We start from the raw sequence: 26,315 nt of genomic DNA, 5'->3' as shown, positions 1-26,315 counted from the left end.
TCAGTTGGCCAGGGACAGGTTGCCGTCGCGGTACTGGCGGTACGAGGTATAGGGCAGCGCGAGGGTGTCGATCACCCCGGACAGCGCGAAGTCGAGGGCCAGCACCTCGAGGATGCCGTCGGCTTGCGCCGGCGCCACCGGCGACCCGGTCTTCACGTTGAGCCGGCAGAAGGTGTAGCTGACCCCGCTGTACACCCGCGGCAGGCTGGTGCAGGCGGTCGCCTTCAGGCGCAGGTCGTGGGCGGCGCTGGCGTCGTCGCGCACCAGCGTGTTGACGGAACCGCACCCGCCGAGCGTGGCGAGCCCCAGAAGCACCAGCAAAGAAAGCCCCGAACGAAACATTCCTTCATCTCCCTGTGCGAACGCCAGCCGAGTATGGCCGGCCTTGCGCCGCTTCACCAACCCTTGACGTTGTCCCAGCGCCAGTTGCGGTACTGGTACAGCAGCGTACCCAGCAACGCATAGGTGGCGGCCATGCCCAGCAGCACCAGGGCATGGTCGCTGACTTCGCGCAGCGGCAGGTCCATCTGGTTCATCTCGGCGATGGCGCGGATCGCCCAGGTCGAGGGGATCGCGTCGGCCAGCCAGCGTACCCAGTCCGGCATGGCCTGTTCCGGCCAGCTGTAGCCGGCCATGTAGAACAGCGGCAGGGTGATGAAGGTCATGGTCAGGTACACCGATTCCTCGGTGGGCAGCAGCTCGGCGATGAACTCGCTGAGGGCGATCACCGCGATCAGGAACGGCAGGACGATCCCCAGCAGCATGAAGAACGAGGCCGACTGGCGATAGCCCAGCAGGTGCGGCCAGATCACGTAGAAGAGCATCGCCAGCACGGTCCAGATCAGCAGTTGCGCGCTGTAGCGGCCGAAGCGGGTCGACAGCGGCTGGCGCATGTAGCGCGGGGTGCCGCCGCGCAGCATGATGTTGCCGCGGGTGCAGCCGAGCAGCAGGCTGTGTTGCAGGATCAGCGACAGCAACCCCGGAAGGACGATGGCGGCGAAGCTGATGCCGGGGTTGAACAGGTCGGTCAATTGCCCTACCAGCGGGCTCAGCACCAACTGCGCCTGGGTCGCGGTGAAGCCTTCGCGTTCCAGCAGGGCAGCGTTGTAGCGGTTGGTCAGCGCGCTGTAGACCGCCGAGATGTCCTGCTGGATCTGGCCGTTGGCCATGCGGTTGGTGGCATCGCCGAAGTACGGGATCACCAGCGCCTCGCCGCGCAGCAGGCGCTTCTCGAAGTTCAGCGGGATCACGATGATCGCGTACAGCTCGCGCCAGGCCAGGTCGCGCTTGGCCTGCGGCAGGCTGTCGTAGCCGACCACGGCGACCTTCGGCGCCGAATCGAGCAGCCGGACCAGCTCGCGCGACACGTCGCTGTGGTCCTCGTCGACCACCGCCACCGGCAGGTCGAGGGCGGTGTGGTTCATGTACGGCAGCGAGGTGATGCACACCGAGGCCACGACCATCAGCCACATCGGCTTGGACAGCATGGCCTTCAGGGTTTCCCGGAGGATCTGCAGGTAGTTCTTCATATCGGGCTCAGGTCCAGGCGGCTGCGCAGGCGCATCTTGGCGATCATGTAGGCGATCAGCGGGTACAGCGCCAGCTTGGCGCAGGTGTAGAGCGCCGAACTGGGCGGCGCCTGGCGCAGGAACTGGTCGAACAGGCCGTGCAGGGTGTGGGTCAGCGGCTCGGCCTCGGCGATCACCCGCGCCAGGGTCGGCATCGCCAGTTCCGGGATCAGCACTCCCGAGTAGGTCTGGGCGACGCCGATCAGCATGCCCACCAGCGAATAGGCGGTGAAGCGGTTGGCGGTGAAGACGAACAGCACCAACCCGACGCTCTGCGCGGCAATCACGTAGAACAGCGTGATCATCAGCATCGCCAGCGGGCTGCCGTTGATGCGCGCGCCGGAGAACGCCACCAGCAGGAAGATTTCCAGCATCAGCAGCGCGGTGAACAGCAGTGTGTAGGGCGCCAGTTTGCCCACCAGGCGTACGCCGAGGGCCTTGGCCCGCAGGATGTGCGGCGAGGAGGCGCGCAGTTCCGGCGCCTCGCGGGCCAGCACATGGACCATGGTGACGATCACGAACAGCTGTAGCAGGTGCACGATGGCGGCGAACTGCTGGTAATAGATGTAGTTGCCGCTGGCATTGAACAGGCTGTCGTAGGACACGCTGATGCTCGCCAGGTGCGGCAGCGCCGCCGGCATCCCGGCGGCCAGGCGCGGACGCAATTCGCCGTTGAGGCTGGCGACCAGCGCCGAGAAGTCCTGGGTGGCGGCATAGCCGGCCGAATACAGCAGCGCGTTGTAGTACAGCTCGGCCTTCGGCGCGCGCCCGCCGAGCACGTCGGCCTCGAAGTCCGGCGGGATGTAGAGCAAGGCGTAGGCATCGGCCCGACGGATCGCGTCGAGCCCCTCCTGGACGCCGGCGGGAACGGTGATCACCTGGGCGTGGGAGGTCGCGTCGAGTTCGCGGATCAACTTGCGCGACAGTTGGCTATGGTCCTTGTCGATCACCGCCAGCGGCATGTCCAGCAGGGTACCGGCCTGGTAGACGCCGCTGATCACGCCGAACAGCAGCAGCGGCCAGCACCAGCCGAGCCAGTGGATGGTCCAGCTGCGGCAGGCGATCCGCGTCTCGGTGTTGAACGCCTGGACGAAACGGCTGGCGTTGCGCTTCAGCGCGGCCCACGCCATCGCTCAGTTCGTCCAGCGCCACAGCGCGCTCATGCCCGGGCGCAGGCCGGGTGTCGGCTGCAACGGGTAGAAGCGGGTCTCGAAGGTCTTCAGGTCGAAATCGCCGGTGGCGCGGGTCGCGCGCCTGGTCGAGAAATCGCCCAGCGGGGCGATGTAGCGCAGCTCGGTCTCGACCTCGGCGCCGCCCAGGCCGGGCACCTGCATGACGATGCGGTCGCCCTTGCGCACCTTGGCCAGGATGTCCTCGCGCAGGTTGAAGACGAAGTAGCTGTCGTCCAGCCGCACCAGCGTCAGCAGCGGACTGTAGGCGTTGATCAGTTCGCCCTGTTCGGCGGGGATCGGCCCGACCTCGCCGTTGACCGGCGCGCGCACCTGCAGGTCGTCGATCTGCGCCTGTAGCTCGGCGATCTGCGCGTCGGCCCGGCGCACCGCGGCCTGCAACGCCTGGCGGCGCTCCTCGCGGTCGCCCTTGAGGCCTTCGTCGAGATTGGCCCGCGCCTCGGCGACGCGGTCACGGGCGACATCGCGCTCACGCCGCGAGAGGTCGAACTGGGTCCGCGAGAGGAAGCCGCGCTCGACCATCTGCTGGTTGCGCTGGAAATCCGACTCGGCGTTGCGCAACTCGGCCTCGGCCTGTGCCAGGCTGGCCTTGAGCGCGCGGATGCTCTCCTCGCGAGTACCGTGGAGCGACTCATCGAGCTGCGCCTGGGCCTGGTTGCGCGCCGCGTGCAGGGCATCGAGCTGGGCTTCCAGCTCGGGGCTGTCGAGGCTGATCAGCAGGTCGCCCTGCTTCACCTCGTCGCCGCGCCGCACGTGCAGCACCTGGACCCGGCCCTTGGCCTTGGAGGAAACGATGACGTTGGTGGCGTCCGCCTCGCCCTGCAACAGCAGGGGCGGATTGTGCAGGCGCAGGTAGAGGGTGATGGCGACGATCGCGAGGATCAGCAGCGGGGTAAAGAGTTTCCATCCCTTCATGGGGCAGGCTTCCTGAACACGACCGGGCGATGGTAGTACATTGCCAGGCCGTTGCGCTGGCCGGAAGCGCGCCGGAGACCGGCTCCGGCGCGGCGACGAATCAGGCTTCCCCTTCGGCGTCCTCGCTCGCCACCCGCCGCGCGGCGGCGCCGTCGGACTTCGCCGAAGGGAAGCGCGCCGAGGCGAAGCGCACCACCAGGATCGCCAGCGCCAGCAGCAGCAACGCCACCGAGACCAGGATGATGCCATCGTCCGGCGTATGGTTGTGCTGGATGTCGGCGATCATCAGGCGGGTCAGCGCGGTCATCGCCACGTAGATCAGGAAGCGTACCGGCATGTGGTTGGTCTTGAAGTAGATACCGACCATCGCGCCCAGCTCGAGGTAGATGAACAGCAGGAGGATGTCGTCGATCGACGCATGCCCCTTGTTCACCATCCCCAGGAAGGCCGCGCCCGCCGCCCAGAACACCGTGGCGCCGATGGCGAACAGGGCCAGGTAGTGGAACGCCTCCACCAGCAGGTTGCCGAGGCTCTCCGCCTGGTGGTGCATGCTTGCGCGCAGGCGCTCGGCCCAATTCTGTTTCATAGCTTCTCCCGACAAAGACGACGGCCACCTGGCCCGAAGCGTGCAAGGCCCAGGCCAAGGCACGTGCGCAGATAGACGTCCGCACGTCGGCGCAGGGTACAGCCCGGCGGTGACAAAGAACTTTCCGGGCGGCACCCAGTCCCAACCAGCACGACAGCATTCAGGTGGTCCGCCATGACCGACAGCAGCCCTTTCCAGCTCCTCACCGAGGCCTTCCAGGCCGAGTACCGGGTCAACCTCAGCCTGGAGCGGCCGGACGGCAGCATCGTCCTCACCCTCTCCAACGAACGCGGGGTCGCCGCCAAGCGCCTGATCCGACCGGCGCAACTGCATGACCTGGAACAGTTGCAGCGGATGATCGAGAGCATCCGCTTCGGCATCGCCATCGAAAACGGCACCAGCGCGCCGCAACTGTTGCAGGCGATGACCCAAGGCAAGGCACGCTGGCCGATAGCTATCTGATGGCAGCGGTGACCTGCGCGCGTCCTTCGCCGGCGCCGAAATAGGCAGCCAGCACCGCCAGGTCGCGGTCTTCCAGCACCCCCGCCAGCTGGCGCAGGCGCAGCCAGGCGTTGAGGTAGGCGTAGCGCGCTTCCGCCAGGTCGCGGCGGGCGCCGTAGAACTGCTGTTCGGCGTCCAGCACGTCGCGATTGACCCGCTCCCCGCCGGCGACGCTGCGCCGCGTCGCTGTCACCTGTTCGCGCGCCGCCGCCACCGCCATCTCGTAGGCACGCACCTTGGCCAGGCTGCTGGCGGTCAGGTCGAACTGGCTGTGCAGGTCATTGATCACACTGGCCACCTGGGCATCCAGCTCGGCCTGGGCCTGGGCGTACTTGTCGCCGGCCTGGCGGGTCGCTGCCGACACCCGCCCGCCCTCGAACAGCGGCAGGCTGAGACGCAGGCCGACACTGTCGGTGTCGTATTTCTGTTCGTAGGTGCTTTCCGAAGCCGAGTGCGTCTTGCTGCTGCTGGCGTAGAGGCTGAGCCTGGGCAAGTGGCCGGCACGATTGCGCTCCACCTCGTAGGCTGCCGCCTCCAGCGCATGGCGCTGGGCGCCCAGCTCGGCGCTGCGTTGCAGGGCCACCTGGCGCCAGCCTTCGAAGGTCGCCGGTTGCAGGCGCAGCGCCGGGAAGCGCTCGATGGGCGCGGCCAGTTCGCGATCCTCCAGTGCCTGCCCGAGCATCGCCTCCAGCGTACGCCGCGCCGCCGCCGCGCGATCGCTGGCGGCGATCTCCTCGGCGCGGGTCAGGCTCAGCCGGGCGCGGGTCTCCAGCAGGTCGGTGCGGGTGCCCTCGCCTTCCTCGAAGGCACGCTGGTTGAACGCCAGCTGGGTTTCCAGGGCGCGCCGCTGGGCTTCGGCCAGGACCACCTGCTCGCGGGCGAACAGGGTTTCGCTGTAGGCGGCGAACAGGCGCACCGCCAGTTCCTGGCTGCGCCCGCGGAACTGTTCGTCGGCGAACAGCGCCTGGGCCTCGCCCTGGCGGTAGCGCGCGTAGGCCTCGTAGTCGAACAGCGGCTGCTCCAGGCTGAGGGTCGAGGCGTAGCTGCGATAGTCGCGCTCGACGCGGGCGTCGCCCTGGCTGACGGTGGAGTCGTTGCGCGCCTTGTTGTAGTCGTAGCGCAGGCTCGGCAGCAGGCCGGCACGGCCGATGGCGCGGTTTTCGCTGCCGGCGCGGCGCTCGTGGAGCGCCGCCTGGAAGGTCGGGTCGTGGCGCACCGCCAGTTGGTAGGCGTCCAGCAGGCCCAGCGCCTGGGCCGAAGAGGCCGAAAGCAGCGCGGAGGACAGCAGGCAGGCTCGCAGGCGATTCATTCTTCCCCCAGCGCCAGGTGGGTACGGTCGGCCAGCGGCTTGAACAGGTAGTTCAACAGCGAGCGCTCGCCGCTGCGAACGAAGGCCTCCACCGGCATCCCCGGGCGGATCTCCAGGCCGGCCAGGCGACGTACGCCCTCCTCCCCTACGCGGATGCGCACCCGGTAGTACGGCGCCTCGCTGCGCTCGTCCAGCAGGCGGTCGGCCGAAACCAGGGTCACTTCGCCCTCCACCCGCGGCGTAGTGCTCTGGCTGAAGGCGCTGAACATCAGCTCCACCGGCAGGCCGACGCGGACCTTGTCGACCATCTCCACCGGCAGCCGAGCGTCCACCAGCAGCGGCTGGCGCTCCGGGAGGATTTCCATCAGTTGCTGGCCGGGCGCGATCACGCCGCCCTCGGTGAACACTTCCTGGCCGACCACCAGGCCGGCGACCGGCGCCCGTACCTCGCTGTTGGCCAGGTCGAAGCGCGCGCTGGCCAGGCGATTGCGCAACTCCTCGGCGCGCACCTGGGCGTCGGCCAGGCTGGCGCGCACCTCTTCCTGGAACTTCTCCCGCCGCTGGGCCATGCGCAGGCGCAGTTCGAGGATCTGCCGGCGGGTACTGCCGAGGCTGCCGAGGTCGCCGGCGATCTCGCCGTTGACCTGGGCCAGCAGGCGCTCGCTGTCGAGCAGGCGGTTGCGCGGCACGTAGCCCTCGCTGGCCAGTTGGCGCAGGCCGCGCAATTGTTCCTCGAGGGCGGCGCGCTGCTGCTCCTTGCTGCGTAGCGCGGCTTGCAGGCCGTCCAGTTGCGCCTGGCTGCCGGCGACCGTCTCGGCGAGACCATCGAGTTCCAGGCGCAGCGCCCGCCGACGGCTGTCGTGCAACTGCCGCTGCTGTTCCAGCAGGGTCGGCAGGCGCGGGTCGTCCAGCGCCAGCAGCTCGGCGGGAAACTCGATCCGCGCCTTTTCATCGCGCTCGGCGCTCAGCCGCGCCAGACTCGCCAGCGCCGCCAGGTACTGGGCGAACAGGCCATCGGCCTGGGCCCGGGCCTGGGTAGCGTCCATCTCCAGCAGCACCTGTCCTGCCTCAACCCGCTCGCCTTCGTGCACGCGGATGTGCCTGACCAGGCCGCCGGTAGGGTGCTGCACGGCCTTGCGACTACCGGCCACCATCACCGTGCCGGAGACCCCGACGCCCTTGTCCAGCGGGGCCAACCCGGCCCACAGGAGAAAGCCGACGAAGCCGAGCAGCACCAGCCCCCAGCCGAGCCGGGAAAAACGCTTCTCGTCCAGTTCCAGCGCCGCGCCGCCGGCGCCGACTTCGCGCAACCGCGCCTGCCCGCTCATCGCGCCGCTCCTCCCGGCACACCGCCGACCGGCATGCCCGGTCCCGGCCGGTAGCCGAAACCGAACGCCGGCGTCGGCCGTGTCGGCGCCGGGGCCGGGGCCGCAGCGGCCGGCGGCGAGGCGCTGGCGAGCACCTCGGCGGTCGCGCCGAAACGCTGCAGGCGCCCGCCATGCAGCAACAACAGCTTGTCGGTCAGCGCCAGCACTGCCGGCTTGTGGGTGACCAGCACCAGGCTGCTGCCCTGCCGGCGCATCGCCGCGATGGCCTCGGCCAGGGCCGCCTCACCCGCCTCGTCGAGACTGGCATTGGGTTCGTCGAGCACGATCAGCGCCGGTCGCCCGTACAGCGCGCGGGCCAGGCCGATGCGCTGGCGCTGGCCGCCGGAGAGACCGGCGCCGCCGTCGCCAAGGCGCGTGTCGTAGCCCTGCGGCAGGCGCAGCACCAGGTCGTGTACGCCGGCCAGGCGCGCTGCCGCCACCACCTTCTCGGCATCCACCTCGGCGAAGCGCGCGATGTTCTCGGCGATGCTGCCGGCGAACAGTTGCACGTCCTGGGCCAGGTAGCCGATGTGCGGCCCCAGTGCCGCCGCGCTCCACTGCCGCAGGTCGGCGCCGTCCAGGCGCACCGCGCCAGACAGCGGCTGCCAGGCGCCCACCAGCAAGCGCGCCAGGGTCGACTTGCCGGAACCGGACGGCCCGATCACGCCGAGCGCTTCGCCAGGCTCCAGGGCGAAACCGAGGTCCTGCAACAATGCCTGCTCGCGTCCCGGCGCGGCCGCGCAGAGCCGCTCGACGCGCAACGCGCCGCGCGGCGCCGGCAGCGGCATGCCCAGGGCGGCCGGCGGATTCTCCTCGAGCAGCCGCGCCAGTCGCTGGTAGGCCTGCCGCGCGCCGCTCCACTGGCGCCAGACCGCGATCAACTGGTCGATGGGGCTGAGCACGCGGCCCATCAGGATCGAGCCGGCGATCATCATCCCCGGGGTGATCAGGCCTTCCACCGCCAGCCAGGCGCCGAGGCCGAGCACCAGCGACTGCAGGGCCAGGCGCACGCCCTTGGAGGTCGCGCCGATCGCCGCGCTGCGCTCGCTGCCGAGGTTCTGCCGGGCAAGGAAGGCCTGGTGCTGGGCGAACCAGCGCGCGCGCATGGCCGGCAACATGCCCATTGCCGCCAGGGTTTCCGCCTGGCGCAGGTTGGCCGAGGCCTGCTGAGTGGCGAGGATCGACAGTTGCCCGGCCTCGGCCAGCGGTTCGCGCGAGCGGCTTTCGTTGACCCAGGCGAGCAGCACCAGCAGCAGCGCCCCAACCAGGGCGAGCAGGCCGAGCCAGGGACTGAAGAGGAAGATCACCAGCAGGTAGAGCGGGAACCAGGGCGCGTCGAAGAAGGCGAACAGGGCGTTGCCGGTGAGGAACTGGCGCAGGCTGGTCAGGTCGTTCAGCGCCTGCCCGACGGCCTGCTCGCCGCGCTCCAGGCTGGCGCGGAACGAGGCGTCGTAGATGCGCTGGTTGAGTTGCATGTCGAGCTGGCCGCCGAGGCGGATCACCACCAGGCTGCGCACCCACTCCAGGGCGCCGAGCAGCAGGTAGAGGCCGAGCACCATGAGGGTCAGCATCAGCAGGGTCATGTGGTTGCCGGAGCCGAGCACCCGGTCGTAGACCTGCAGCATGTACAGCGACGGCGCCAGCATCAGCAGGTTGATCACCGCGGTGAACAGCGCGACGCTGCGCAGCGCCGGGCGGAAGCGGCCGAGGGTGGCGAGGATTTCATTGCGCGGCGAGGCCGGCCGGAGCTTCATCGGAGTCGGGTCCTGTGGGTGTCCGGGCCGCGAGCGGGCCCGGAGGACATTGCGGCAGTCTCCGCTTGCCGGGCACGGCCGGCGGAGGAACAATCCGGGGGCCGCCGTCGCCACGGGTGCGAGGCGCAGCGACGGCGGTTCGTGCGCCGGAGAGGAGCGCCAACTCCTCTCCGGCCTTTAGCGCAAGCAGTCCACGAACGCTATCGTGGACAGTTGCTCAGGCCGCCAGGGCCAGGTCGTGCGGCAGTTCCTGCACGCCGACCACGCCGATTTCCGCCGCTGCCGCAGCCGGGGTGGCATGGGCGACGCCGGCCGCGGCCAACTGGTCGAAGGTGGAGTTGATCGACAGGCTCGGGTCGACCGCTTTCAGCAACGCGTCGATCTGCCCCTGCAGGGCGCTGCTGTCGCCGCTCATCAGGCCGTAGACCACCTTGTGCACGGTGCCGTCGCGGCCCTGGGCGATCGGCGAATCCAGGCCCAGGTTGCTGAAGCTCACCTCCTGGCTGTCCAGGGCGTAGCCACCGCTGGAGGCGCCGCCGGTCAGGGTGTCGCCGAGGGCGATGCTGTCCAGCTTGCCCCACAGGGTGTGGCTGGGGTTGCTGAACAGGGTGTAGTGGAGGTCGCCGCCGGCGATGAAGGCCGCGTCGCTGGCGGTGCTCTTCAGCGCGTACTGGCTGCCGTCGAACGGACCGGGGTTGAAGCCGCCGGTATTGCTGCCGTCCACCACCTGGCCCGGACGATGGTTGACGTCGCCGAAGTAGGCCGACCAGTCCGCCAGGTAATCCGCTACGGTCCAGCCGCTGTAGGTGGTGCTGTAGGAAATCGAAATGCTCATGCCAAAACTCCAATTCAACGAGTGGTGAATGCCGGAGCGCACGGATGCCCGCTCCGGTTTTGCCCTTCACTGGGCAAAACGGGGGTCAGAACTGGTATTCGAGGGTGCCTTGCAGGGTCCGCCCGCGACCGAGGGTGAAGGCCAGCACGTCGCCCAGCGGCACCAGGTAGGCGCGGTCGGTGACGTTCTCCATGGCCAGGCGCAGGGTCAGTTCATCGCTCACCCGGTAGCTGCCGTACAGGTCGTAGACGGTGTATTCCTTCCAGTCCGCCGGGTACACGCCGGCCTGCGACACCGTGGCGCCGCCAGCCACCGAGTAGCCTTCGCTGTAGCGGGCACGGGCGCCGACGTCCAGCCTGCGGTCGAAGAAGCGCATGCCCAGGGTCAGCGAGCCGCGATCCATCGGCATGTGTTCGGCGGAGCCGAGCACCGCGCTGCAATGGGTGGCGGCGTTGGCCTGCTCGTCCGGCCGCATGTCGATCACCGGCGGGCGGCGACCGCTGCCCTTCACCGTCTGGGTGACGCCACCGAGCCAGGCGGTCTTCGAACAGAAGTCGTTGCTGCCGATCATGTGCGTGTAGGAGAGCTGCCCGTAGGCCAGCCCGGCATCGTAGTCGAGCTGGTACTCGACGCCACGGAAGCGCGTGCTGTCGAGGTTGTTGACGTAGGCGCTGTTGCCGATCCCGGCCATGCCGTAGCCCGGCGGCTGCATGCCCATGCCCATGAAGATGAAGTCGTCGACCCGGGTGTCGAAGTAGGCGACCTTCAGGCCCAGGCGGTCATCGCTGAACCAGAGGTTCTCCTTCAGCACGTTGAAACCGACTTCCCAGGCCTTCGAGCGCTCCGGACTGAGGAACGGGTTGGGGTACATGTTTTCCGCGCCGCCGCCGTGGGGGCGGCCGGTGATCAGGCTCTCGGTCACCGCCGGCGGGCGCCAGCCCTTGCCGTAGGTGGCGAACAACTGCAACCAGTCGACGCCGGGCTTGACCGACAGGCCGAAGGTCGGCGAGTAGCGCCCCTCCTCGCGGTCGACGGCGTATTGCAGCGGCATGTCGGTCTGCCGGGTGGTGCCAAGGATGAAGGTGCGCGCGTTGAAGCCGGTGTCGCCGCGCAGGCGGTAGCGGTCGTAACGCAGCCCGGCGTTGAGGTTGAGCCAGTCGTCGTAGTCGTAGTCGAGACGGGCGAACAGGCTACCGAGGGCGCGGTCGCCCTTGGGGGTCATGCCTTCGGCCGCAGGGAAGCCGACCGCCGAGGTGCTCGCCCGCGGCTGGCTGGAGTCCGGCCGCACCTTGTCGTAGAAGAACTCCAGGCCATAGTTGGCGCGCAGCGTGGAGAGCTCGTCGAGAGCGAAGGTCGAGGTGTTCTGCGCCTGCGCGCCGTAGGTGTCGGTCTGGTAGGTGATCGAGTAGCCGGGGGTGATACCGCGTTGCAGGGTCTGCTGGCGGTTGCGGTTGTCGACGTAGTAGAGCTTGGCCTTGAAGTCCACCAGCGGGTTGTCCGGCGCGTAGCCGTAGTCGATGGCGAAGTTCTGCGCACGCACGTCGCTGCTGCCGAGCTTTTCCCAGAGCGCCTGGTTCTCGGTGTTGAGCATGTTGGCGTCGTCGTAGGACACCTGGGTGGTCAGGTAGCTGAACTGCAGGCGCTGGTCCTGCGGCAGGGCGACGCCAAGCTTGGCCAGTCGCGAGCGCATCACGTAGCCGGAGTAGGCCACCGGCGAATGCTTGACCCGCTGCCCGGCCTCGGGATTGAACCAGGCGCCGGTGCGCAGCTCGCCAATGCTGCCCTTGGTCCCCGGGTCGTAGTCGCCCAGGTGGCGCTCGCTGGCGGCGACCAGCATGTCCCAGGCCTCGGTGCCGATGGCGAAGGCCGCGCTGCCGATGAAGTGGGTGCCGTTGGCGTCGCCGCCCAGGCCGCTGGTGAGGCGCACCCGGCCACCGACCTGCTTGCCCGGCTTGACCAGGTCGCGGGCCTCCAGGGTGCGGAAGTTGGCGATCCCGCCGATCACCCCGGCGCCGCCCATGGCCGAGCTGGCGCCCTTGTCGATGACCACCTCGCTGAGCAGCTCGGGATCGACGTAGAGCGTCCCGTTGCGCTGCTGGTGGCCGCTCTGCTGGTAGTTCTGGCGCATGCCGTCGACCGACATGTTGACCCGCCCGTAGTCCTGGATGCCACGGATGTTCACCGACAGGCCGGGGTCCTGCTGGCTCACCGAGGAGTACACCCCGGGGGTTTCCTCGAGCATGTCGGCGGCATGCCGCGGCGGGTTGCGCTCGATCTGCTCGCGGCCGATCACGCTGACCGAATGCGGCGTCTGGTAGACCCAGTCGTCCGGACGCGCGGCGGAGATCACCGAGGGCGACATCTGCACCAGGTCGTCCTGGCTGACGCGGATCAGGCTCAATTGGTCCTTGCCGGAGAAGCGGTATTCCACCGGGCTGCCCTGGAGCATCTGGCTCAGGCCGTCGGCCAGCACGTATTCGCCGTGCACCGCCGCGCTGCCGAGACCGGCGAAACGCTGGCTGTCGAAGAACACCTGGACCCCGGCCTGCTCGGCGAATCGCAGCAGGGCGCGGTTCAGCGGTTGTGCCGGGATGTCCAGCCGGACCCGGCGCAGCGCGGTCTGCTGCTGGCTCGCCGAGTCCGCCCCGTCTTGCGCATGCAGCGGTAGCGCGGCCGTTCCCAGCAGGACCAGGCCCAGCCCCAGGGCCAGTTGCGCCCCCTTGCGACCGCCTCGCACGGCACTCCATCCACGATGTTTCATGACAGCGCCTACACTCCATCGTTTTGTGTAATAAGAATCAGTCTCGTTAAGAGAACGATGGAGGCAGGGAAAGTCAGTAACGGAAATCGAGAAAATTTTTCGCCGGCGGGATCCACGGCTCGAAAATGCGCTTCCCGGCCCCTGCCGGAACAAGCGCGCGGGGCGACTGCCTGGCCCGTGGTCGAGGCTCTCGGAAGCGATCGCGCCGCTCAGTACAGCAGCGTCACTCCCGCCAGGCCCAGGCTGCGCACTCCCAGCTCATCGCTGATCGACTGCAACGAGGCCTCCAGGTCGGCGACCCGGAATACGCCGCTGACCCGCCGCTGCGCCAACGCACCGGGAGCCACCAGCAAATGCCCCGGCCGGTAGCGATTGAGGCGCGCCACCACCTCGCCCAGCGGCTGCTCGTCGAAGACCAGCAGGCCGCGCCGCCAACTGGTCAGGTCGTCGAGGCGACCGCCCAGCGGCGCCTCGACGCCGCCCTCCGCGCTGTAGCGCAGGCTCTCGCCCTCGCCCAGCTCGCGGCGCCCGACGGTCCCCGTGCGCGGATGCGCCAGGGCCACCGCGACGCGGTGTTCGAGCACCCCGACCTGGACGCTGCCGTCGTCGTTGCGGCTGACCAGGAACCGAGTGCCCAGCGCGCGAGTGCTGCCGCCGGCGCTTTCCACCACAAAGGGCCGGGTCTCCCGGCCCGCGCGCGGGGCGGCGCGGAAGATCGCGCTGCCTTCGAGCAGGCGCACCCGTCGCTCGCGGCTGTCGTAGGCGACATCGATGGCGCTCTGTGCGTCCAGTTCGACCTCGCTGCCATCCACCAGCCGCAGGATGCGCACCTCGCCCTTGCCGGTGGCGTGGTCGGCCAGCCAGCTCACGCCGGCGTCGCGTTCGTTCCAGGCGCTGCCCAGGGCCAGCAGCACCGCCGCCGCCGCGGCCCAGCCGCGCCAGCCCTTGCGCCGCCCCCCGGCGCGGCGCGGCGCGCTGGCGACCGGCGTCTGAACCATCGTCCGCGGTTCGGCCAGCGATCCCAGCTGTTTCCAGGTCCGTTGCGCCAGCGCCAGCGCGGCCGGGTGCCGGGGGTCGGCCGCCAGCCAGCCGTCCAGCGCTTCGCGCCGGGACCGGTCGAGGTCGCCGCCGTCCAGGCGGATCGCCCATTCGGCGGCCTGCTGGCGGATCTGCTGTTGTTCCTGGGGGCTGTTCACGTGCGGCTCTCGTTGGTCGTTATAGAGGTTCAGACGCGCGAACCGGCAAGACTCGGTAATCCATTCAGCGGGAATCCTCGAGTGCCTGCATCACATGGGCCAGGGCGCGGGCCAGGTGCTTCTGCACCGAGCTATCGGAGATTTCCAGGCGTCTCGCCACCTCGGCATGGGTCAGCCCCTCCAGACGGTTGAGACGGAAGATCTCACGGGTGCGCGGCGGCAGTTCGGCGACTATCTCGCGCAGGCGGGCAAGCGCATCGGCATCCACCGCGGACTCCTCGGGGCCGGGCTGGTCGGCGACGAACCCGGCGAGGTCGTCGTTGGGCCGGGTCTCGGTGCGGCGCCGCCGTTCCTGCCGGTAATGGTCGATGGTGAGGTTGTGCGCGGTGCGGTAGAGATAGGCGTCGACATGCTCGATCGGCTCCTTGTGCCGCTGCTCGGCCAGGCGCAGGAAGCTCTCCTGCGCAAGGTCCGCCGCCAGGTGCGGATCGCGGGTCTTGCGCAACAGATACGACTGCAACTGCCGGGCATGCCTGAGAAACAGTGCCTTGAGATCCTGCTCCGCCAACGGCGCATCCACCCACGTCCTTTCAGAAGGACAGCAGCATATTTTTTATGATAATGATTTTCAATCGTATTCTTGTGAGATGCCGGGCTCAGCCGAACACCGAGCCGCCGCCGAGGTAGGCCAGGCCCGCGCCAAGGGCCGCCAGCGCCAGCGGCGGGCGCATCGGCGCGTCGTTGATGGCGAAGGCCAGTTGCGCCAGCGGAAACAGCAGCAGGCAGAGCAATGCGCAGGGGATCGAACGGCGACCGCCGCTGGCCACGGACCAGACGTAGCCGATGAGCAGAAGGGCGAAACCGAAGTCTTGCATGCCGGGCATCCTTGCGGGGCGGAAGGTATGCGCCGCGCAACGGGCGGCAGGCGCGCAACCTTAGCAGAAGCGCGGGAGCCGAGGAAAACCCGGCGCGGCCCGTGCCGCGCCGGGTTCGCTCAATTGCCGCTGCAGCCGCTGCCCCAGGCCTTGTACTCGACGGTATGCCGCTCGCCCTGCGAGTCCTCGTAGACCAGGCGCGCCGGGACGATCCCACAGGCGCTCCACAGGTCGGTCTTGTAGATCACCCGGGCGATGTCCAGGCGCCCTTCCACGTAGTGCTGGCGGAGCGATTTCGAGTCCGGGTTGGGTCCGTAGGGCTGCTGCTGCGCCTGGGCCAGCGGCGCCAGGCCGAGCAGCGCGACAAGTGCCAACGGGATCACTCTCATGAGGATGTCTCCTTGGTAGAACGTTCAGCCTGAAACTACGCTGCGGAGACTGTCAGGCTCATGAGCCCGGCGTGACATTTCTGTCAGACGACGACCGCCCCGGCAATGCGCCGGCAATCCTGGCGCTATCCACGGACGGCAAGACGCCATATACTGTATGAATAACCAGTCAAAGCAACCTTCCGACTCAGAAGGCACAGAGGTGATGAATGGCCGTCGAAGTGGTGTACCGCAGCAGCCGGGATCAGGAGCGTTTGTTCATGGACAAGGCTGAAGCCGATCGTTACGACAAGATGCTGGAGCTGGCGGAAACGCTGGCCGAGGTGCTGCAGAAGGCGGTGCCGTCGCTGAAGGAGGAACAGGTGGAAGAACTCGGCATCTTCATGGCGAAGAACCGCGACGCCTTCGCCCGCGCCTTCAAGAACCAGCCGGACGCCCTCAACGAACTGTTCGAGGAAAACGCCGCGGACGAATGAGCCGCCGCTGCAAGCAAAGCGCAAGGAGCCGAAACATGCCGCGACAACTTGCCGGCCTGCTGTGCGTCCTCCTCGGCCTCGCCGGCGCCCCTGCCCTCGCCTGCCCATTCCGGGCCACGGACGCCGAGACACCGGCAGCCTCTGCCGGCGCCGCGCAGGTCCTGGCCCTGGGCGGCACCGGCAGACTGCAACTCGACCTGCAACGGGCCCCCGCAACCCTGCTGCACAGCGGCGACCTGCTGATCGCTCGCTACGCCGAGGGTCATTACCTCGCCCACCGCCTGCTCGAAGGCAACGAGATGGGCGCGGACGAGGGCGAACGGCTCGACCTTCCGCGACAGGTTCGCCTGCTCTTCGGAGCCCTGCCGCTGGACGGCCTGCCCGACGCCGAGCGCGAGCGTCTCCAGGCGCAGCGCCAGGCCCTCGGCCTGTGCGACCGGCGCGCCAGCGTCAGCCGCTACCGCGTGGCCGGCACCGAGGTCTATCGCCTGCGCGGCAGCCAGGCCGGCAAGCCCTACCACGCGCTCTACCTGCTCGACGGTCCCCAGGTGCACTACCTCGACAGCTCCGGCAGCGACGCCTTCATCGAGCAGTTGCTCGCCAGCCTGCGACGCCGCTGAGTCCGCGCGGCGCTTGTCCGACCCGCGCCCGGCTTGCCGGAAACCGGCGCTTGCCGTACAACGCCCGGCAGCCCCATCGACCAGGAAGGTCCCATGCCCGCTCTCCCCGCCTCCCCCGTCCGCTCCCGACGCTGGCGCCTGGACCGGCGCAGCCTGCTGCTGGCACTGCTGCTGTTCGGCCTGCTGGTCCTGCTCGCCACCCTGGGCCGGCATTGGGGCTGGATACGCAGCTTCGGCGGCGACCTGCTGGCGGTGGTCTGGCTCTACTACCTGATGGGCAGCGCGCTCAGGGCGCCGGCCGCCTGGCTGACATCCGCCGCCTTTGCCGTCGGCGCGCTGCTGGAACTGGGCCAGTACCTGGCGGCGCAACTGCATTGGCAATTCTCCAGCCCCGTGCTGCGCATCGTTCTCGGTAGCACCGCCGACGGCTTCGACCTGCTCGCCTATGCCCTCGGCGCGCTGCTGGCATGGTGGCTGGAGCGCCGGCGCTGATCAGCCGTCGGGCTGCTCCAGGGCGTTCACCAGTACCTTGAGGAAACGCGCCGCCTCGCCACCGGTGGCCGCGCGGTGATCGAAGCTCAGCGAGAGCGGCAGGATCGGGTGGACCGCCATCTCGCCGCGCCAGGCCACTACTTCGTCGCGGATGCCGCCGGCGCCGAGGATGGCCACCTGCGGCGGCACCACCACGGGGTTGGCGTAGCGGCCGAACAGGGTGCCGAAGTTGGATAGGGTCAGGGTCGCGCCGAGCATTTCCGCCGGCGGGATCGAGCGTGCCTGGACGTCTTCGCGCAGGCGCCGCATACCGGCGCGCAGGTCCTCCGCCGAACGCGCACCGACGTCGCGCAGCACCGGCACGAACAGGCCGTCCGGGGTGTCCACGGCGATCCCCAGGTCGAGCCGCTCATGCAGTTTCAGCGACAACGAGGCGCCATCGAACCAGGCGTTGAGGGTCGGCTCGGCGCGACAGGCCTCGGCCAGCGCCTGGGCCAGGCGGATCAACGGGTCGCGTGCGGTCTTCCAGCGATGCAGGTCGGCGTCGCCGTAGATCGTCACCGGCACCACCTCGGCATGCGAGCGCGCCATGTTCAGCGCCATGCTCCGCCGTACCCCGCGCAAGCGCTCGCCGCCGAAGCGTTCGCGGGCGCCCTGGGCGGCGGCCTCGACGTCGGCGCGGGTGATCAGGCCATCCGGGCCGGAGCCGCTCAGGCCGGCCAGTTCGACGCCCTGCTGGCGGGCGAACTGGCGCACCGCCGGGGTCGCGCGCGGTGCCAGGTGTTCGCGGGTGGACGGTGCGGCGCCGATGAAGAAACGGTCTTCCAGGGCGCTACCGCCGCCCTCCAGGCGCCCCACCACGGTACCGGCGTCCGCCTCCTCGCCCTCGAAGCCCACCAGCGGTTCGCCGACGTGGAGGATGTCGCCCTCGGCGCCGAACAGCTTGCCCACCACCCCATCGTAGGGCGCAGGGATGTCCACCAGCGCCTTGGCGGTTTCCACCGAGACCAGGCGCTGGTCGGCGCGCACGCTGTCGCCGGCCTTGACGTGCCATTCGACGATTTCCGCTTCCTGCAGGCCCTCGCCCAGGTCGGGCAGCTTGAAGTGCTTCATGGTCGTCTCCCCTTGGCTCAGGCGTAGCCGAGCACGGTGTCGCAGGCCGCCAGGATGTCCTCCACGGCGGGCATGTACAGCGCTTCCAGGCGGTACAGCGGCGGCGGGATATCGGCCGCGGCGACCCGCTGGATCGGCGCCCGCAGGTCGAACAGGACACGCTCGTAGAGGCTCGCGGCGATTTCCCCGCCGAGGCCGCCACTCTTCGGCGCCTCATGGACGATCACGCAGCGACCGGTCTTGCGCACCGAGGCTTCGAGGGTGTCGAGGTCGAGCGGCTTGAGGCAGGCGACGTCGATCACTTCGGCCTCGATGCCGCGCTGCGCCAGGCGCTCGGCGGCCTGCTGGGTCTCGTGGACGCTGGCGCCCCAGCTGACCAGGGTCAGGTCGCCGCCTTCGCGAAGGGTGAAGCAACTGTCCAGTGGCAGGCGCCGGGCGTCGTCCGCCAGCGGCTGCGGGTTCATCCGGTAGAGCCGGGTCGGCTCGAGGAAGATCACCGGATCGGGATCGTCGATCGCCGCCAGGAGCAGGCCGTAGGCCCGCGCCGGCGACGACGGCACCAGCACGCGGACGCCGGGGATGTGCGCGAACATCGCCTCGGTCGCCTCGCTGTGGTGCTCCGGCGCGCGGATCCCCGCGCCCATCGGCGTGCGCAGCACCAACGGGCAGGCCAGGCGGCCGCGGGTGCGATTGCGCAGGCGGCTGGCATGGGACACCAGTTGCTCCATGGCGGCGTAGATGAAGCCCATGAACTGGATCTCCATCACCGGCTTCAGGCCCTGGGCGGCCATGCCGATGGACAGCCCGGCGATCATGTTCTCCGCCAGCGGCGTATCCAGCACCCGCTTGAAGCCGAAGCGCTCGCGCAGGCCGAGGGTGGCGCGAAACACCCCGCCGTTGACCCCGACGTCTTCGCCCAGCACCACCACCGTCTCGTCCTCGGCCATGGCCCGGTGCAACGCCAGGTTGACCGCCTCCAGAAGGGCCAGGCGTTTCGCTTCGCCGTTGCGCTCATTCATGTTCGGCCCCTCCCTGCCGCCGCGCGGCGCGCTCCAGCAATTGCTCGCGCTGCTCCTCCAGGACCGCCGGCCAGCGCACGTAGACATGCTCGAACAGTGCCTGCGGCGCCTGCGCGGCGAACGTCTCGAAACGCTCCACCGCCTCCTGCACCCGCGCCTGGCACTCGCCCACCAGCGCCTGCTCGCGCTCCTCGTCCCACTGGCCGCGGCCGGCGAGGAAGGCGCGCAGGCGCTTGATCGGCTCCTCGCGCCAGGCCTGGTTGACCTCCTCGGCGGAACGGTAGCGGCTGGCGTCGTCGGCCGTGGTGTGGTCGCACAGGCGATAGCTGATGCACTCCAGCAGGGTCGGCCCCTTGCCCTGGCGCGCGCGCTCCAGGGCCGCGCGGACGCGTTCGGCGACCGCCAGCACGTCGTTGCCGTCCACCTGTTCGCCGGGGAAGCCGGCACCCACCGCCTTCTCCGCCAGGGTCGGCGCGCCGCACTGGATGCGCCGCGGCACCGAGATCGCCCACTGGTTGTTGTTGACCACGAAGAGCACCGGCAACTGCCAGGCGCCCGCCACGTTCAGCGCCTCGAGGAAATCGCCCTTGCTGGTGGCGCCGTCGCCGCAGGTGGTCACCGCCACCCGGTGTTCGCCGCGGATGCGGAACGCCGAGGCGACCCCGCAGGCATGCAGGGCCTGGGTGGCGATCGGCACGCAAATGGGAAAGTCCTGCGCCGCCAGCGGTTCGGCGTAGTCGCTGCCGCGCTCGTCGCCGCCCCAGTAGAGGAGGATGTCCTCCATGCGCACGCCGCGCATCAATTGCACGGCGGTATCGCGGTAATACGGCACCAGCACGTCCTCGGCGCGCATCTGGCTGCCGATGGCCACTCCGATGGCTTCCTGGCCGAGGGTTGGCGCATAGGTGCCGATCCGCCCGGTACGCTGGAGGGCCACCGCCTTCTGGTCGAACAGGCGGGTCAGGAGCATCTGCCGGTAGAGGCCGACCAGCGCATCGCTGTCGCCGGCCCAGGCGGGCAACTCGCCGAGGGGCCGACCGTCGCTGTCGAGGTAGCGGGTGAAAGGCGGGTCGATCCGGTTGTGAACCATCGCAAACCTCCTCCGCACGCCGGGTAGGCGTGCCGCTCAGGGTCGCGCCGCGGGTGGCGGCGTGCACGCGCGGCGCGGCGGGGGTGGCCCGCACTGCCGCTGGCGAGGCCCGCTGGCGGCCTCGCCGGAAACGCCGGCCCGTCACTGCGGGCCGTAGAGAATCCGTTCCGCCAGACGGTCGGCGATCCGCGCCGGCGACTGGTGGTCGGCCTGGGCATGGGCATAGATCTCGGTGAGCCGCGCGGGAATCCGCGCCAGGTGCGCGGTGATGCTGTGCGGGTCGGCGCCGCGGTGCTTGAGGGCGACGTAGATCAGGCCGCCGGAGTTGATCACGTAGTCCGGCGCATAGAGGATGCCGCGCGCCTCCAGCTCGTCGGCGACCTCCGGCCGCTCCAACTGGTTGTTCGCCGCCCCGGCCACCGCCGCGCAGCGCAACTGGCTGACGCTCTGGCTGGTGAGCACGCCGCCCAGCCCGCAGGGCGCGAGGATGTCGCAAGGGGTGGAGAGCAATGCCTCCGGCGCCAGCGGATGGGCACCGAGCTGCTCGACGGCCAGTTGCACCCGGCCGGGATCGAGGTCGCAGACCAGCAACTCGGCGCCGACCGCCGCCAGTTGCTCGGCCAATGCGTAGCCGACGTGGCCGAGCCCCTGCACCGCGACCCGCAGGCCTTCCAGGTCGTCGCTGCCGAGGCGCGCCTGGGCGCTGGCGCGAATCCCGGCGAACACGCCGAGGGCGGTATGCGGCGAGGGGTCGCCGGCCTGGGTGGTGCTGGTGACGTGGCGGGTCTGCTGGGCGATGCAGTCCATGTCGGCGCTGGAGGTACCGCTGTCCACCGCAGTGATGTAGCGTCCGCCGAGGCTTTCGATGAAGCGCCCGAAGGCCTCGAACAGCGCGCCGCGATTGTCCAGGTGCGGCGGGCGGATGATCACCGCCTTGCCGCCACCCTGCTCCAGCCCGGCCAGGGCCGCCTTGTAGCTCATGCCCTGGGCCAGGCGGATGGCGTCGCCGATGGCGGCTTCGTCGTTGGGGTAAGGCAGGTAGCGACAACCACCCAGCGCCGGGCCGAGTCGCGTGCTGTGGATGGCGATAATGGCCTTGAGTCCCGTGGCCGGGTCTTGGGCGAGGTGGAGACCCTCGAGCCGGGCCGCGTCCATCATGTCGAACATGCTGGGGCTCCCCTGCTTGCTGCTTGTTGTCCGGGCCGGGCCGTTGCCGCCCGGCACCTTCAGTATAGGCAGGCGTCGGCGAAACGCCCGCAAGGCCGACGACCAGGCGGCGGCGCTCGCCGAGCCGGGTACTGGACGAAGCTTCGGCGGACGGTTACAACCTTGGGGTCCGCCCGCTCGAAACCGGCCCCGGCGTGCTCCGAACGGCCCGTCCGCAGCGATCCAGGCGCACCAGGAGGAAAGCCATGGACCCGCGTCAAGCCTGCCTCGATTGTCTCGCCCAGGAACCGCCAGCGCTGTTCGAGGCGGCCCTGTGGATCGCCGCGGAGCACCTCCCGGCGTATTCGCCCGCCCACGCCCTGCGCGAGCTCGACGAACTCGTCCGGCAGATCGGCGCCAGCCTGGACGACCGCGCCTCGGCCAGCGAGCGCGCCCAGGGGTTGCTGCGGCGAATGAGCGAACAGGGTTTCTGCGAAGACGACGACTTCCCCCTGCAACCGCGCTCGGCCCTGCTCCCGCTGGTGCTGCAGCGGCGCCAGGGACAGCCGTTGTCGCTGGCGCTGGTGGCCATGGAACTGGCGCGGCGGCTGGACATTCCGCTGGTCGGAGTGAACTTCCCGGGACGCTTCCTGCTGCGCGTGCCGCAGGCCGACCATCTGCTCGACCCGGCCACCGGACGACGCCTCTATACCCCCGACTGCCGCGAACTGCTGCTGCGCCTGCAGGGGCCGAAGAGCGAGCTGCAAGCCGCCTACCTGAAGCAGGCCTCTCCCGGGGAAATCCTCCAGCGTCTGTCGCGCAACCTGCGACAACTGCACAGCGCCGCCGGCGAGCCGCTGGCCGCGCTGAAGGATGCCCAGCGGGTGATCGAACTCGGCCCGGTGGGCGCCACCGACCACGAGGCCCGCGCGGGCCTCTATCGGCAACTGGATTGCCCGCAGGCGGAACGCTACGACCTGGAACGCGCGCTCTTGCTCAGCGACGATCCCACCGAGCAACTGCGCCTCGGCCAGCGCCTGGGCGAACTCGCCCCGCCGACCAGCCGCGCCCTGCACTGAGGCCGCTCAGGCGAGCAGGCCGAGGGCCTTGGCCCGCGCCACCGCCTGGGTCCGACGGGCCACCCCGAGCTTGCCGTTGATCCGCCGGGCGTGGGTCTTCACCGTGTGCAGGGAAATGAACAGTTGCTCGCCGATCTCCTGGTTGGAGCAGCCCTGGGCGATCAGGCCGAGCACCGCCAGCTCCCGACAACTGAGCGGACTGAGCCCCTCCTCTTCTTCCCCCGGCAGGGCGGCGAACAGTTGCGGCTGGCGATCCCGCAGTCGCCGCTGCGGCAGTTGCAGGCCCAGCCGCTCCGCCAGCTCCAGGCCGCTGCGCAGGGTCTGCTGGGCCTGGGGCAATTGTCCGGAGAGGAACTGGCACTCGGCGATACCCATGCGCACTTCGCAAAGCAGCGTCTGCCGCCCCTGCGCCTCGAGAATGGCGAGCAGCCCGCGCAGCCGCGCTTCGGCGGCGGCTGCCTCGCCGCTGTAGAGTTCGGCCAGTGCCAATTGGTGCTCTACCCGCGCTTCCAGCTCCGGTTCGGAGGGCGGCGACAGGCGCGCCCGTCCCGGCTGGAAGTAGGCGCGGACCCGCAGCAGGATCTCCCGCGCCTGCGCCGGCCGTCCCTGCTGCAGGGTCAGGGCGGAGCTGACCAGCAGCAGCGCGCCGCGATACAGCGGATCGGGGACATGGCGCTGCTGCATCAGCCGTTCGACCTCCAGCAGGCGGTTGAACGCCGCGTCCAGGTCGCCCTGCCCGGCCTCCAGCAAGGCCAGTCCCAGGTAGCCGTAGAGCGCCCAGGGATCGAGATTCTCCCGTGCCTGCTCCAGGCCCAGCCGATACCAGTGCCCGGCCTCGACCTCGCGGCCCTGCTGCAGGCACAGGCGCGCGCGGCGCAGGGCGATCCGGCCGAGCATCGGGCTGCCCTGCTGGCCGAGGTCCTCCAGGTAGCGCTGGGCGCGATCGAGGACGCCTTCCGCGCGCAGCAGTTCGCCGCGCTGCTCCAGCCACTGCGCCCGCTCCAGTTCGATCAGCGCCTCGAAGATCAGGCTGTCGTGCTCGCGCGCCAGGCGCAAGGCATCGCGGCCGATCAACCGCGCCTGGTCCATCCGCCCCTCGATCATCGCCAGTTGCATCAGCGCCGAGCGGCAGATCAGTCCCTGCGACCAGGCGTCCTCCGGCAGTTGCTCCAGCGCCTCGCGCAGGTAGTCGGCGGCGCCGCGCTCGCCGCGGCAGTGCAGGAGGATCCCGAACAAGCCCTGCCATTGCGCCAGCAGCACCCGCTGGCGGGACGCCGAGGGCATCGGCAGGAAGCGCGCCAACTGGCCGATGCAGTCCTCGGCTTCGGCCAGGCGTCCGGCGTAGAGCAGCGTCCAGGCATTCAGGATCACCAGGCGCGGCGTGCTGGCCAGCAGCGCCGCCGGCAGTTCGTCGCGCAGGGCCAGGACCATGCCGATGTTGTGGCCGTGCAGCAATTGCTCCTCGGTGAGCTTCTGCAACAATCCGGCGGCGGTTTCCGGTTCGTCGGCGGCCAGCGCCTGGTCGACCGCCTCGCGGGTCTCGCCGTGTTCGGCGAACCATTCGCAGGCTTCCCGGTGGAAGTCCCGCTGCGGGCGCTGCGGCGCTTCGCGCCAGGCCTCGCGGATCGCCGGTGGCAGGCTGTAGCGCTGGTTCGCATCGGCCAGCAGGGGGAAGCCCCGCGCCAACAGGTCGTCCAGCCCGTGGGGCAGCTCCTCGAACAGCCGGCGGAACAGCTCCGGACCGACTTGCGGCAGCCAGGCCAGGGCACGCGCGGCGTCGGCCAGCGGCGGCGGCAGCTCGTCGAGCAACTCGTGCTGGAGGTATTCCTGCAACAACGGTCCGGCCGTCTCTTCGCCGACCAGCAGGCGCAAGCGCAACGCGGCGCACCAACCGCCGCTGCGTTCCAGCAGTGTCCCGGCCGTAGCGGCATCGGCGCCGCGCCCGTGCAGGCGGAGCAGTTCGGCGACCTCGTCGGCATCGAACGCCAGCAGGCCGCCGTCGACCTCCAGCAACTCCCCTTCCAGCAGCAACCGCGCCAGGTTGCACTGCGGCCGCCGCCGGCTCGCCAGCCACCAGCCCACCCGTGGCGAGGCCGCGCTCAACAGGCGATCGAGGCAGGCGTCGAGGGCGGGGTCGGGATGCCGTGGGTAATCGTCGAGCAGCAGCCACAGCGCGGAAGCGTTGCGCAGCCGCCGGCACAGCTGCGCTTCGTCGCTGTCCTCGGCCAAGCCGAGAGCGCCGGCCAGGCGGCGGCGGAAGGTCGCGGGGTCCAGCGCTTCCCCGCCCAGCGCCAGCCAGACCACCTGCACGCCAGGCGGCGCCCGCCGTGCGCATTCTCCGAGGAGGACGGTCTTGCCGCTGCCGGCGGGCGCGCAGAGCAGTCGCAGGCGGCATTCGCCGCGCAGCAGCGGCTGGTGCAAACGGGGCCGCGGCAGGTGCTGCGGCGGCAGCCGCGGCAAGGCGGCGGGCAGCTCGGTCGGCTCGGTCATGGCAGTGCTCTTGTTCTGTCGAAGCGCCTTGCCGGGAGCCTAGACCGCGCCTGCCCCGCTGCTGAACGATGATTGCGCCGGGTGATGGGCCGTCATAACGCACGAGCGCGTCGGCACAAGCCGACGCGCTCGTCGCGACTGGCCGGGACTCAGCGTACCCCGGCGTTGCGCAGGGCGGCCGGCGTGTAGTCGGCGGACGAGGCCTTGAAGCCGAACTCGTAGCCGCGCTTCTCCTCGTTGTTCATGCCCAGCGCCAGGTAGCGACCGGCGATCACGTCGTAGAGCGCCTCCAGGGTGTAGCCGGCGACCTTCTGGTCGTAGTGGTACTGCGCGTGGCCCTCGCCGACCCGCCAGAGCTGGCCGCGACCGTCGTAGTGGTCGACCAGGGCGATCTGCCAGCTGTCCTCGTCGATGTACATGTGGCGCTTGGCGTAGATGTGCCGCTCGCCCGGCTTCACCGTGCCGACCACTTCCCACACCCGGTGCAGCTCGTAGCGGGTCAGGTCCTGGTTGATGTGCCCGGCCTTGATGATGTCGCCGTACTTCAGGGTCGGGTCGTTGAGCTTGTAGGCGTTGTAGGGGATGTACATCTCGCGCTTGCCGACCAGCTTCCAGTCGTAGCGGTCCGGGGCGCCGGAGAACATGTCGAAGTTATCCGAGGTGCGCAGGCCGTCGGCGGCGGTGCCCGGGCCATCGTAGGCCACCTGCGGGGCGCGCCGCACGCGGCGCTGGCCGGCGTTGTAGACCCAGGCCAGGCGCGGCTCCTTGACCTGGTCGAGGGTCTCGTGGACCAGCAGCACGTTGCCCGCCAGGCGCGCCGGCGCGGTCACCTGCTGCTTGAAGAAGGTGAGGATGTTGGCCGCCTTGCTCTGGTCGAGGTCGGGCATGTTCTGCGGGAATGCCACCGACTCCTCGAAGCGGATCGGCGTGAAGCTGCCGTTGGTCTGCGGGGTGGCCTGGACGATGGTGCGCTTGAGGTTGCCGCCGCGGTAGCGGGTGATGTGGTTCCAGAGCACTTCGACACCGTTCTTCGGGATCGGGAAGGCGTAGTAGCGGCTCTTCTCGAAATTCGACAGGCCGTTGCCGTCGTTGATCGGCTGCACGTTCAGCGCGCTCTGCCTGACCGCCTCGTCGATCTCGGCCGGCAGGGCCACCGTGCGATGGGTCTTGTACACCGGGATCCGGTAGGTTTCCGGGTAGCGCTTGAACATCGCCAACTGGCCGTCGGAGAGCTTGTCCTTGTATTGCTCGACGTTCTGCGCGGTGATGGTGAACAGCGGCTTCTCGTCGGCAAAGGGATCGGAAAGGAAGCCCTTGCCATCGACCTTGCCGGCGCTGGCCGCGAGGCCGCCGGTCCAGGCCGGGATGCTGCCGTCGGCGTTGCCTTCCTTCTGCGCGCCGATGGGGGTCAGGCTGCTGCCGAGCTTGGCGGCCTCGTCGGGCGAAACCGCCGCCGTCACCGAACCGGCCAGCAGGCTGAGGGCCAGCGCCCCGGAGGACAGGAGTCGTGCTGTTTTCATGCGTCGTTATCCTTGTTCGTATCC

General features: G+C 69.6%; 25 protein-coding genes. 5 read left to right on the top strand and 20 right to left on the bottom strand.

From position 1 onward, the window contains the following. The 5 genes from FHW81_RS04380 to FHW81_RS04360 all read right to left on the bottom strand — a co-directional run bounded on the left by FHW81_RS04380 (position 1) and on the right by FHW81_RS04360 (position 4,259). A complete protein-coding gene (locus tag FHW81_RS04380) occupies positions 1 to 342 on the bottom strand; it encodes a YceK/YidQ family lipoprotein (RefSeq protein ID WP_003098676.1) in 342 nt (113 codons plus the stop codon). A gap of 53 nt (positions 343 to 395) precedes the next feature. Further along, positions 396 to 1,529: an ABC transporter permease gene (locus FHW81_RS04375; protein ID WP_031630919.1), complete on the bottom strand. Its 1,134-nt coding sequence runs from the start codon at positions 1,527 to 1,529 to the stop codon at positions 396 to 398. Continuing rightward, a complete protein-coding gene (locus FHW81_RS04370; RefSeq protein ID WP_003098671.1) occupies positions 1,526 to 2,698 on the bottom strand; it encodes an ABC transporter permease in 1,173 nt (390 codons plus the stop codon). The genes FHW81_RS04375 and FHW81_RS04370 overlap by 4 nt, the downstream gene beginning before the upstream one ends. Before the next feature lie 3 nt (positions 2,699 to 2,701). Further along, on the bottom strand, positions 2,702 to 3,673 hold the full coding sequence (locus FHW81_RS04365; protein ID WP_003091837.1) for an HlyD family secretion protein: 972 nt from the start codon (positions 3,671 to 3,673) through the stop codon (positions 2,702 to 2,704). A gap of 100 nt (positions 3,674 to 3,773) precedes the next feature. Then, positions 3,774 to 4,259 carry a phosphate-starvation-inducible protein PsiE gene (locus FHW81_RS04360; protein WP_003091838.1) on the bottom strand — a complete coding sequence of 162 codons (486 nt, stop codon included), beginning with the start codon at positions 4,257 to 4,259 and terminating at the stop codon, positions 3,774 to 3,776. A gap of 174 nt (positions 4,260 to 4,433) precedes the next feature. Between FHW81_RS04360 and FHW81_RS04355 the strand changes: the two genes are divergently transcribed. Next, positions 4,434 to 4,721: a DUF3509 domain-containing protein gene (locus FHW81_RS04355; RefSeq protein ID WP_003091839.1), complete on the top strand. Its 288-nt coding sequence runs from the start codon at positions 4,434 to 4,436 to the stop codon at positions 4,719 to 4,721. Here the strand turns inward: FHW81_RS04355 and FHW81_RS04350 are convergent. The 9 genes from FHW81_RS04350 to FHW81_RS04310 form a co-directional block, all read right to left on the bottom strand. Further along, the gene (locus FHW81_RS04350; RefSeq protein WP_003113107.1) at positions 4,714 to 6,069 is read right to left on the bottom strand and encodes a TolC family outer membrane protein; all 1,356 of its coding nucleotides are present in this window, start codon (positions 6,067 to 6,069) and stop codon (positions 4,714 to 4,716) included. The two genes, FHW81_RS04355 and FHW81_RS04350, sit on opposite strands and share 8 nt — an antisense overlap. Further along, on the bottom strand, positions 6,066 to 7,397 hold the full coding sequence (locus FHW81_RS04345; protein ID WP_017001281.1) for an HlyD family type I secretion periplasmic adaptor subunit: 1,332 nt from the start codon (positions 7,395 to 7,397) through the stop codon (positions 6,066 to 6,068). The genes FHW81_RS04350 and FHW81_RS04345 overlap by 4 nt, the downstream gene beginning before the upstream one ends. Further along, the gene (locus FHW81_RS04340; protein ID WP_023117055.1) at positions 7,394 to 9,190 is read right to left on the bottom strand and encodes a type I secretion system permease/ATPase; all 1,797 of its coding nucleotides are present in this window, start codon (positions 9,188 to 9,190) and stop codon (positions 7,394 to 7,396) included. Before FHW81_RS04340 ends, FHW81_RS04345 begins: the two co-directional genes overlap by 4 nt. Positions 9,191 to 9,407: 217 nt before the next feature. Continuing rightward, positions 9,408 to 10,025 carry a heme acquisition protein HasA gene (gene hasA, locus FHW81_RS04335; RefSeq protein WP_003091842.1) on the bottom strand — a complete coding sequence of 206 codons (618 nt, stop codon included), beginning with the start codon at positions 10,023 to 10,025 and terminating at the stop codon, positions 9,408 to 9,410. Positions 10,026 to 10,110: 85 nt separating this feature from the next. After that, positions 10,111 to 12,786, bottom strand: coding sequence for a heme uptake receptor HasR (hasR, locus tag FHW81_RS04330; protein ID WP_079387005.1), 2,676 nt, complete (start codon positions 12,784 to 12,786; stop codon positions 10,111 to 10,113). A gap of 209 nt (positions 12,787 to 12,995) precedes the next feature. Continuing rightward, positions 12,996 to 13,982 (bottom strand): FecR family protein, encoded by a 987-nt coding sequence (locus tag FHW81_RS04325; protein ID WP_003138216.1) that lies wholly within the window; start codon positions 13,980 to 13,982, stop codon positions 12,996 to 12,998. Between the two features lie 64 nt (positions 13,983 to 14,046). Then, positions 14,047 to 14,562 carry an RNA polymerase sigma factor gene (locus FHW81_RS04320; protein ID WP_003107536.1) on the bottom strand — a complete coding sequence of 172 codons (516 nt, stop codon included), beginning with the start codon at positions 14,560 to 14,562 and terminating at the stop codon, positions 14,047 to 14,049. Between the two features lie 76 nt (positions 14,563 to 14,638). Then, complete coding sequence (locus FHW81_RS04315; RefSeq protein WP_003107534.1) at positions 14,639 to 14,857, bottom strand: hypothetical protein; 219 nt, start codon at positions 14,855 to 14,857, stop codon at positions 14,639 to 14,641. Between the two features lie 119 nt (positions 14,858 to 14,976). Next, complete coding sequence (locus FHW81_RS04310; protein ID WP_003091850.1) at positions 14,977 to 15,246, bottom strand: DUF2790 domain-containing protein; 270 nt, start codon at positions 15,244 to 15,246, stop codon at positions 14,977 to 14,979. Between the two features lie 209 nt (positions 15,247 to 15,455). Between FHW81_RS04310 and FHW81_RS04305 the strand changes: the two genes are divergently transcribed. The 3 genes from FHW81_RS04305 to FHW81_RS04295 all read left to right on the top strand — a co-directional run bounded on the left by FHW81_RS04305 (position 15,456) and on the right by FHW81_RS04295 (position 16,834). Continuing rightward, positions 15,456 to 15,722, top strand: a complete 267-nt coding sequence (locus FHW81_RS04305; protein ID WP_003091854.1) for a YebG family protein — start codon at positions 15,456 to 15,458, stop codon at positions 15,720 to 15,722. A gap of 35 nt (positions 15,723 to 15,757) precedes the next feature. Then, positions 15,758 to 16,342, top strand: a complete 585-nt coding sequence (locus tag FHW81_RS04300; protein ID WP_003114483.1) for a hypothetical protein — start codon at positions 15,758 to 15,760, stop codon at positions 16,340 to 16,342. A gap of 93 nt (positions 16,343 to 16,435) precedes the next feature. Next, positions 16,436 to 16,834, top strand: a complete 399-nt coding sequence (locus FHW81_RS04295; RefSeq protein WP_039699153.1) for a DUF2809 domain-containing protein — start codon at positions 16,436 to 16,438, stop codon at positions 16,832 to 16,834. Here FHW81_RS04295 and FHW81_RS04290 read toward each other — a convergent pair whose 3' ends face one another. The 4 genes from FHW81_RS04290 to FHW81_RS04275 all read right to left on the bottom strand — a co-directional run bounded on the left by FHW81_RS04290 (position 16,835) and on the right by FHW81_RS04275 (position 21,223). Continuing rightward, the gene (locus tag FHW81_RS04290; protein WP_106120623.1) at positions 16,835 to 17,947 is read right to left on the bottom strand and encodes a dihydrolipoamide acetyltransferase family protein; all 1,113 of its coding nucleotides are present in this window, start codon (positions 17,945 to 17,947) and stop codon (positions 16,835 to 16,837) included. It abuts the gene before it with no gap. A 17-nt stretch (positions 17,948 to 17,964) separates the two neighbouring features. Further along, the gene (locus tag FHW81_RS04285; RefSeq protein WP_003106981.1) at positions 17,965 to 18,966 is read right to left on the bottom strand and encodes an alpha-ketoacid dehydrogenase subunit beta; all 1,002 of its coding nucleotides are present in this window, start codon (positions 18,964 to 18,966) and stop codon (positions 17,965 to 17,967) included. After that, entirely contained in the window at positions 18,959 to 20,056 is a 1,098-nt protein-coding gene (pdhA, locus tag FHW81_RS04280; protein WP_039699150.1) for a pyruvate dehydrogenase (acetyl-transferring) E1 component subunit alpha, read from the bottom strand. The genes FHW81_RS04285 and pdhA overlap by 8 nt, the downstream gene beginning before the upstream one ends. 141 nt (positions 20,057 to 20,197) lie before the next feature. Beyond that, the gene (locus FHW81_RS04275) at positions 20,198 to 21,223 is read right to left on the bottom strand and encodes a Leu/Phe/Val dehydrogenase (protein WP_003091859.1); all 1,026 of its coding nucleotides are present in this window, start codon (positions 21,221 to 21,223) and stop codon (positions 20,198 to 20,200) included. Between the two features lie 245 nt (positions 21,224 to 21,468). Here FHW81_RS04275 and FHW81_RS04270 point away from each other — a divergent pair, with 245 nt between their 5' ends. After that, positions 21,469 to 22,281: a SirB1 family protein gene (locus FHW81_RS04270; RefSeq protein WP_106120622.1), complete on the top strand. Its 813-nt coding sequence runs from the start codon at positions 21,469 to 21,471 to the stop codon at positions 22,279 to 22,281. 6 nt (positions 22,282 to 22,287) lie between these two features. Here FHW81_RS04270 and FHW81_RS04265 read toward each other — a convergent pair whose 3' ends face one another. Together FHW81_RS04265 and FHW81_RS04260 are read right to left on the bottom strand one after the other, a co-directional pair. Further along, positions 22,288 to 24,771 (bottom strand): LuxR C-terminal-related transcriptional regulator, encoded by a 2,484-nt coding sequence (locus FHW81_RS04265; protein WP_096237179.1) that lies wholly within the window; start codon positions 24,769 to 24,771, stop codon positions 22,288 to 22,290. Positions 24,772 to 24,920: 149 nt separating this feature from the next. After that, complete coding sequence (locus FHW81_RS04260; RefSeq protein ID WP_003111022.1) at positions 24,921 to 26,291, bottom strand: DUF1329 domain-containing protein; 1,371 nt, start codon at positions 26,289 to 26,291, stop codon at positions 24,921 to 24,923. Positions 26,292 to 26,315: the final 24 nt, after the last annotated feature.

Origin of the sequence: Pseudomonas sp. RC10-4-2, from assembly GCF_050433085.1 — a bacterium.
In the GTDB taxonomy this organism is placed as follows: domain Bacteria; phylum Pseudomonadota; class Gammaproteobacteria; order Pseudomonadales; family Pseudomonadaceae; genus Pseudomonas; species Pseudomonas aeruginosa.
The sequence above is the reverse complement of the archived record's forward strand: the minus strand, read 5'-3'. Positions and strand labels throughout refer to the sequence as shown.

Excerpts from the sequence above, each read along its gene's own strand:
- FHW81_RS04380 (WP_003098676.1), bottom strand. The coding sequence starts at position 342 with ATGTTTCGTTCGGGGCTTTCTTTGCTGGTGCTTCTGGGGCTCGCCACG.
- FHW81_RS04290 (WP_106120623.1), bottom strand. The coding sequence starts at position 17,947 with ATGAAGCACTTCAAGCTGCCCGACCTGGGCGAGGGCCTGCAGGAAGCG.
- FHW81_RS04350 (WP_003113107.1), bottom strand. The coding sequence starts at position 6,069 with ATGAATCGCCTGCGAGCCTGCCTGCTGTCCTCCGCGCTGCTTTCGGCC.
- FHW81_RS04355 (WP_003091839.1), top strand. The coding sequence starts at position 4,434 with ATGACCGACAGCAGCCCTTTCCAGCTCCTCACCGAGGCCTTCCAGGCC.
- FHW81_RS04310 (WP_003091850.1), bottom strand. The coding sequence starts at position 15,246 with ATGAGAGTGATCCCGTTGGCACTTGTCGCGCTGCTCGGCCTGGCGCCG.
- FHW81_RS04375 (WP_031630919.1), bottom strand. The coding sequence starts at position 1,529 with ATGAAGAACTACCTGCAGATCCTCCGGGAAACCCTGAAGGCCATGCTG.
- FHW81_RS04300 (WP_003114483.1), top strand. The coding sequence starts at position 15,758 with ATGCCGCGACAACTTGCCGGCCTGCTGTGCGTCCTCCTCGGCCTCGCC.
- FHW81_RS04285 (WP_003106981.1), bottom strand. The coding sequence starts at position 18,966 with ATGAATGAGCGCAACGGCGAAGCGAAACGCCTGGCCCTTCTGGAGGCG.
- FHW81_RS04370 (WP_003098671.1), bottom strand. The coding sequence starts at position 2,698 with ATGGCGTGGGCCGCGCTGAAGCGCAACGCCAGCCGTTTCGTCCAGGCG.
- FHW81_RS04265 (WP_096237179.1), bottom strand. The coding sequence starts at position 24,771 with ATGACCGAGCCGACCGAGCTGCCCGCCGCCTTGCCGCGGCTGCCGCCG.
- FHW81_RS04295 (WP_039699153.1), top strand. The coding sequence starts at position 16,436 with ATGCCCGCTCTCCCCGCCTCCCCCGTCCGCTCCCGACGCTGGCGCCTG.
- FHW81_RS04340 (WP_023117055.1), bottom strand. The coding sequence starts at position 9,190 with ATGAAGCTCCGGCCGGCCTCGCCGCGCAATGAAATCCTCGCCACCCTC.
- FHW81_RS04270 (WP_106120622.1), top strand. The coding sequence starts at position 21,469 with ATGGACCCGCGTCAAGCCTGCCTCGATTGTCTCGCCCAGGAACCGCCA.
- FHW81_RS04360 (WP_003091838.1), bottom strand. The coding sequence starts at position 4,259 with ATGAAACAGAATTGGGCCGAGCGCCTGCGCGCAAGCATGCACCACCAG.
- FHW81_RS04260 (WP_003111022.1), bottom strand. The coding sequence starts at position 26,291 with ATGAAAACAGCACGACTCCTGTCCTCCGGGGCGCTGGCCCTCAGCCTG.
- hasR (WP_079387005.1), bottom strand. The coding sequence starts at position 12,786 with ATGAAACATCGTGGATGGAGTGCCGTGCGAGGCGGTCGCAAGGGGGCG.
- hasA (WP_003091842.1), bottom strand. The coding sequence starts at position 10,025 with ATGAGCATTTCGATTTCCTACAGCACCACCTACAGCGGCTGGACCGTA.
- FHW81_RS04305 (WP_003091854.1), top strand. The coding sequence starts at position 15,456 with ATGGCCGTCGAAGTGGTGTACCGCAGCAGCCGGGATCAGGAGCGTTTG.
- FHW81_RS04275 (WP_003091859.1), bottom strand. The coding sequence starts at position 21,223 with ATGTTCGACATGATGGACGCGGCCCGGCTCGAGGGTCTCCACCTCGCC.
- FHW81_RS04345 (WP_017001281.1), bottom strand. The coding sequence starts at position 7,397 with ATGAGCGGGCAGGCGCGGTTGCGCGAAGTCGGCGCCGGCGGCGCGGCG.
- pdhA (WP_039699150.1), bottom strand. The coding sequence starts at position 20,056 with ATGGTTCACAACCGGATCGACCCGCCTTTCACCCGCTACCTCGACAGC.
- FHW81_RS04315 (WP_003107534.1), bottom strand. The coding sequence starts at position 14,857 with ATGCAAGACTTCGGTTTCGCCCTTCTGCTCATCGGCTACGTCTGGTCC.
- FHW81_RS04365 (WP_003091837.1), bottom strand. The coding sequence starts at position 3,673 with ATGAAGGGATGGAAACTCTTTACCCCGCTGCTGATCCTCGCGATCGTC.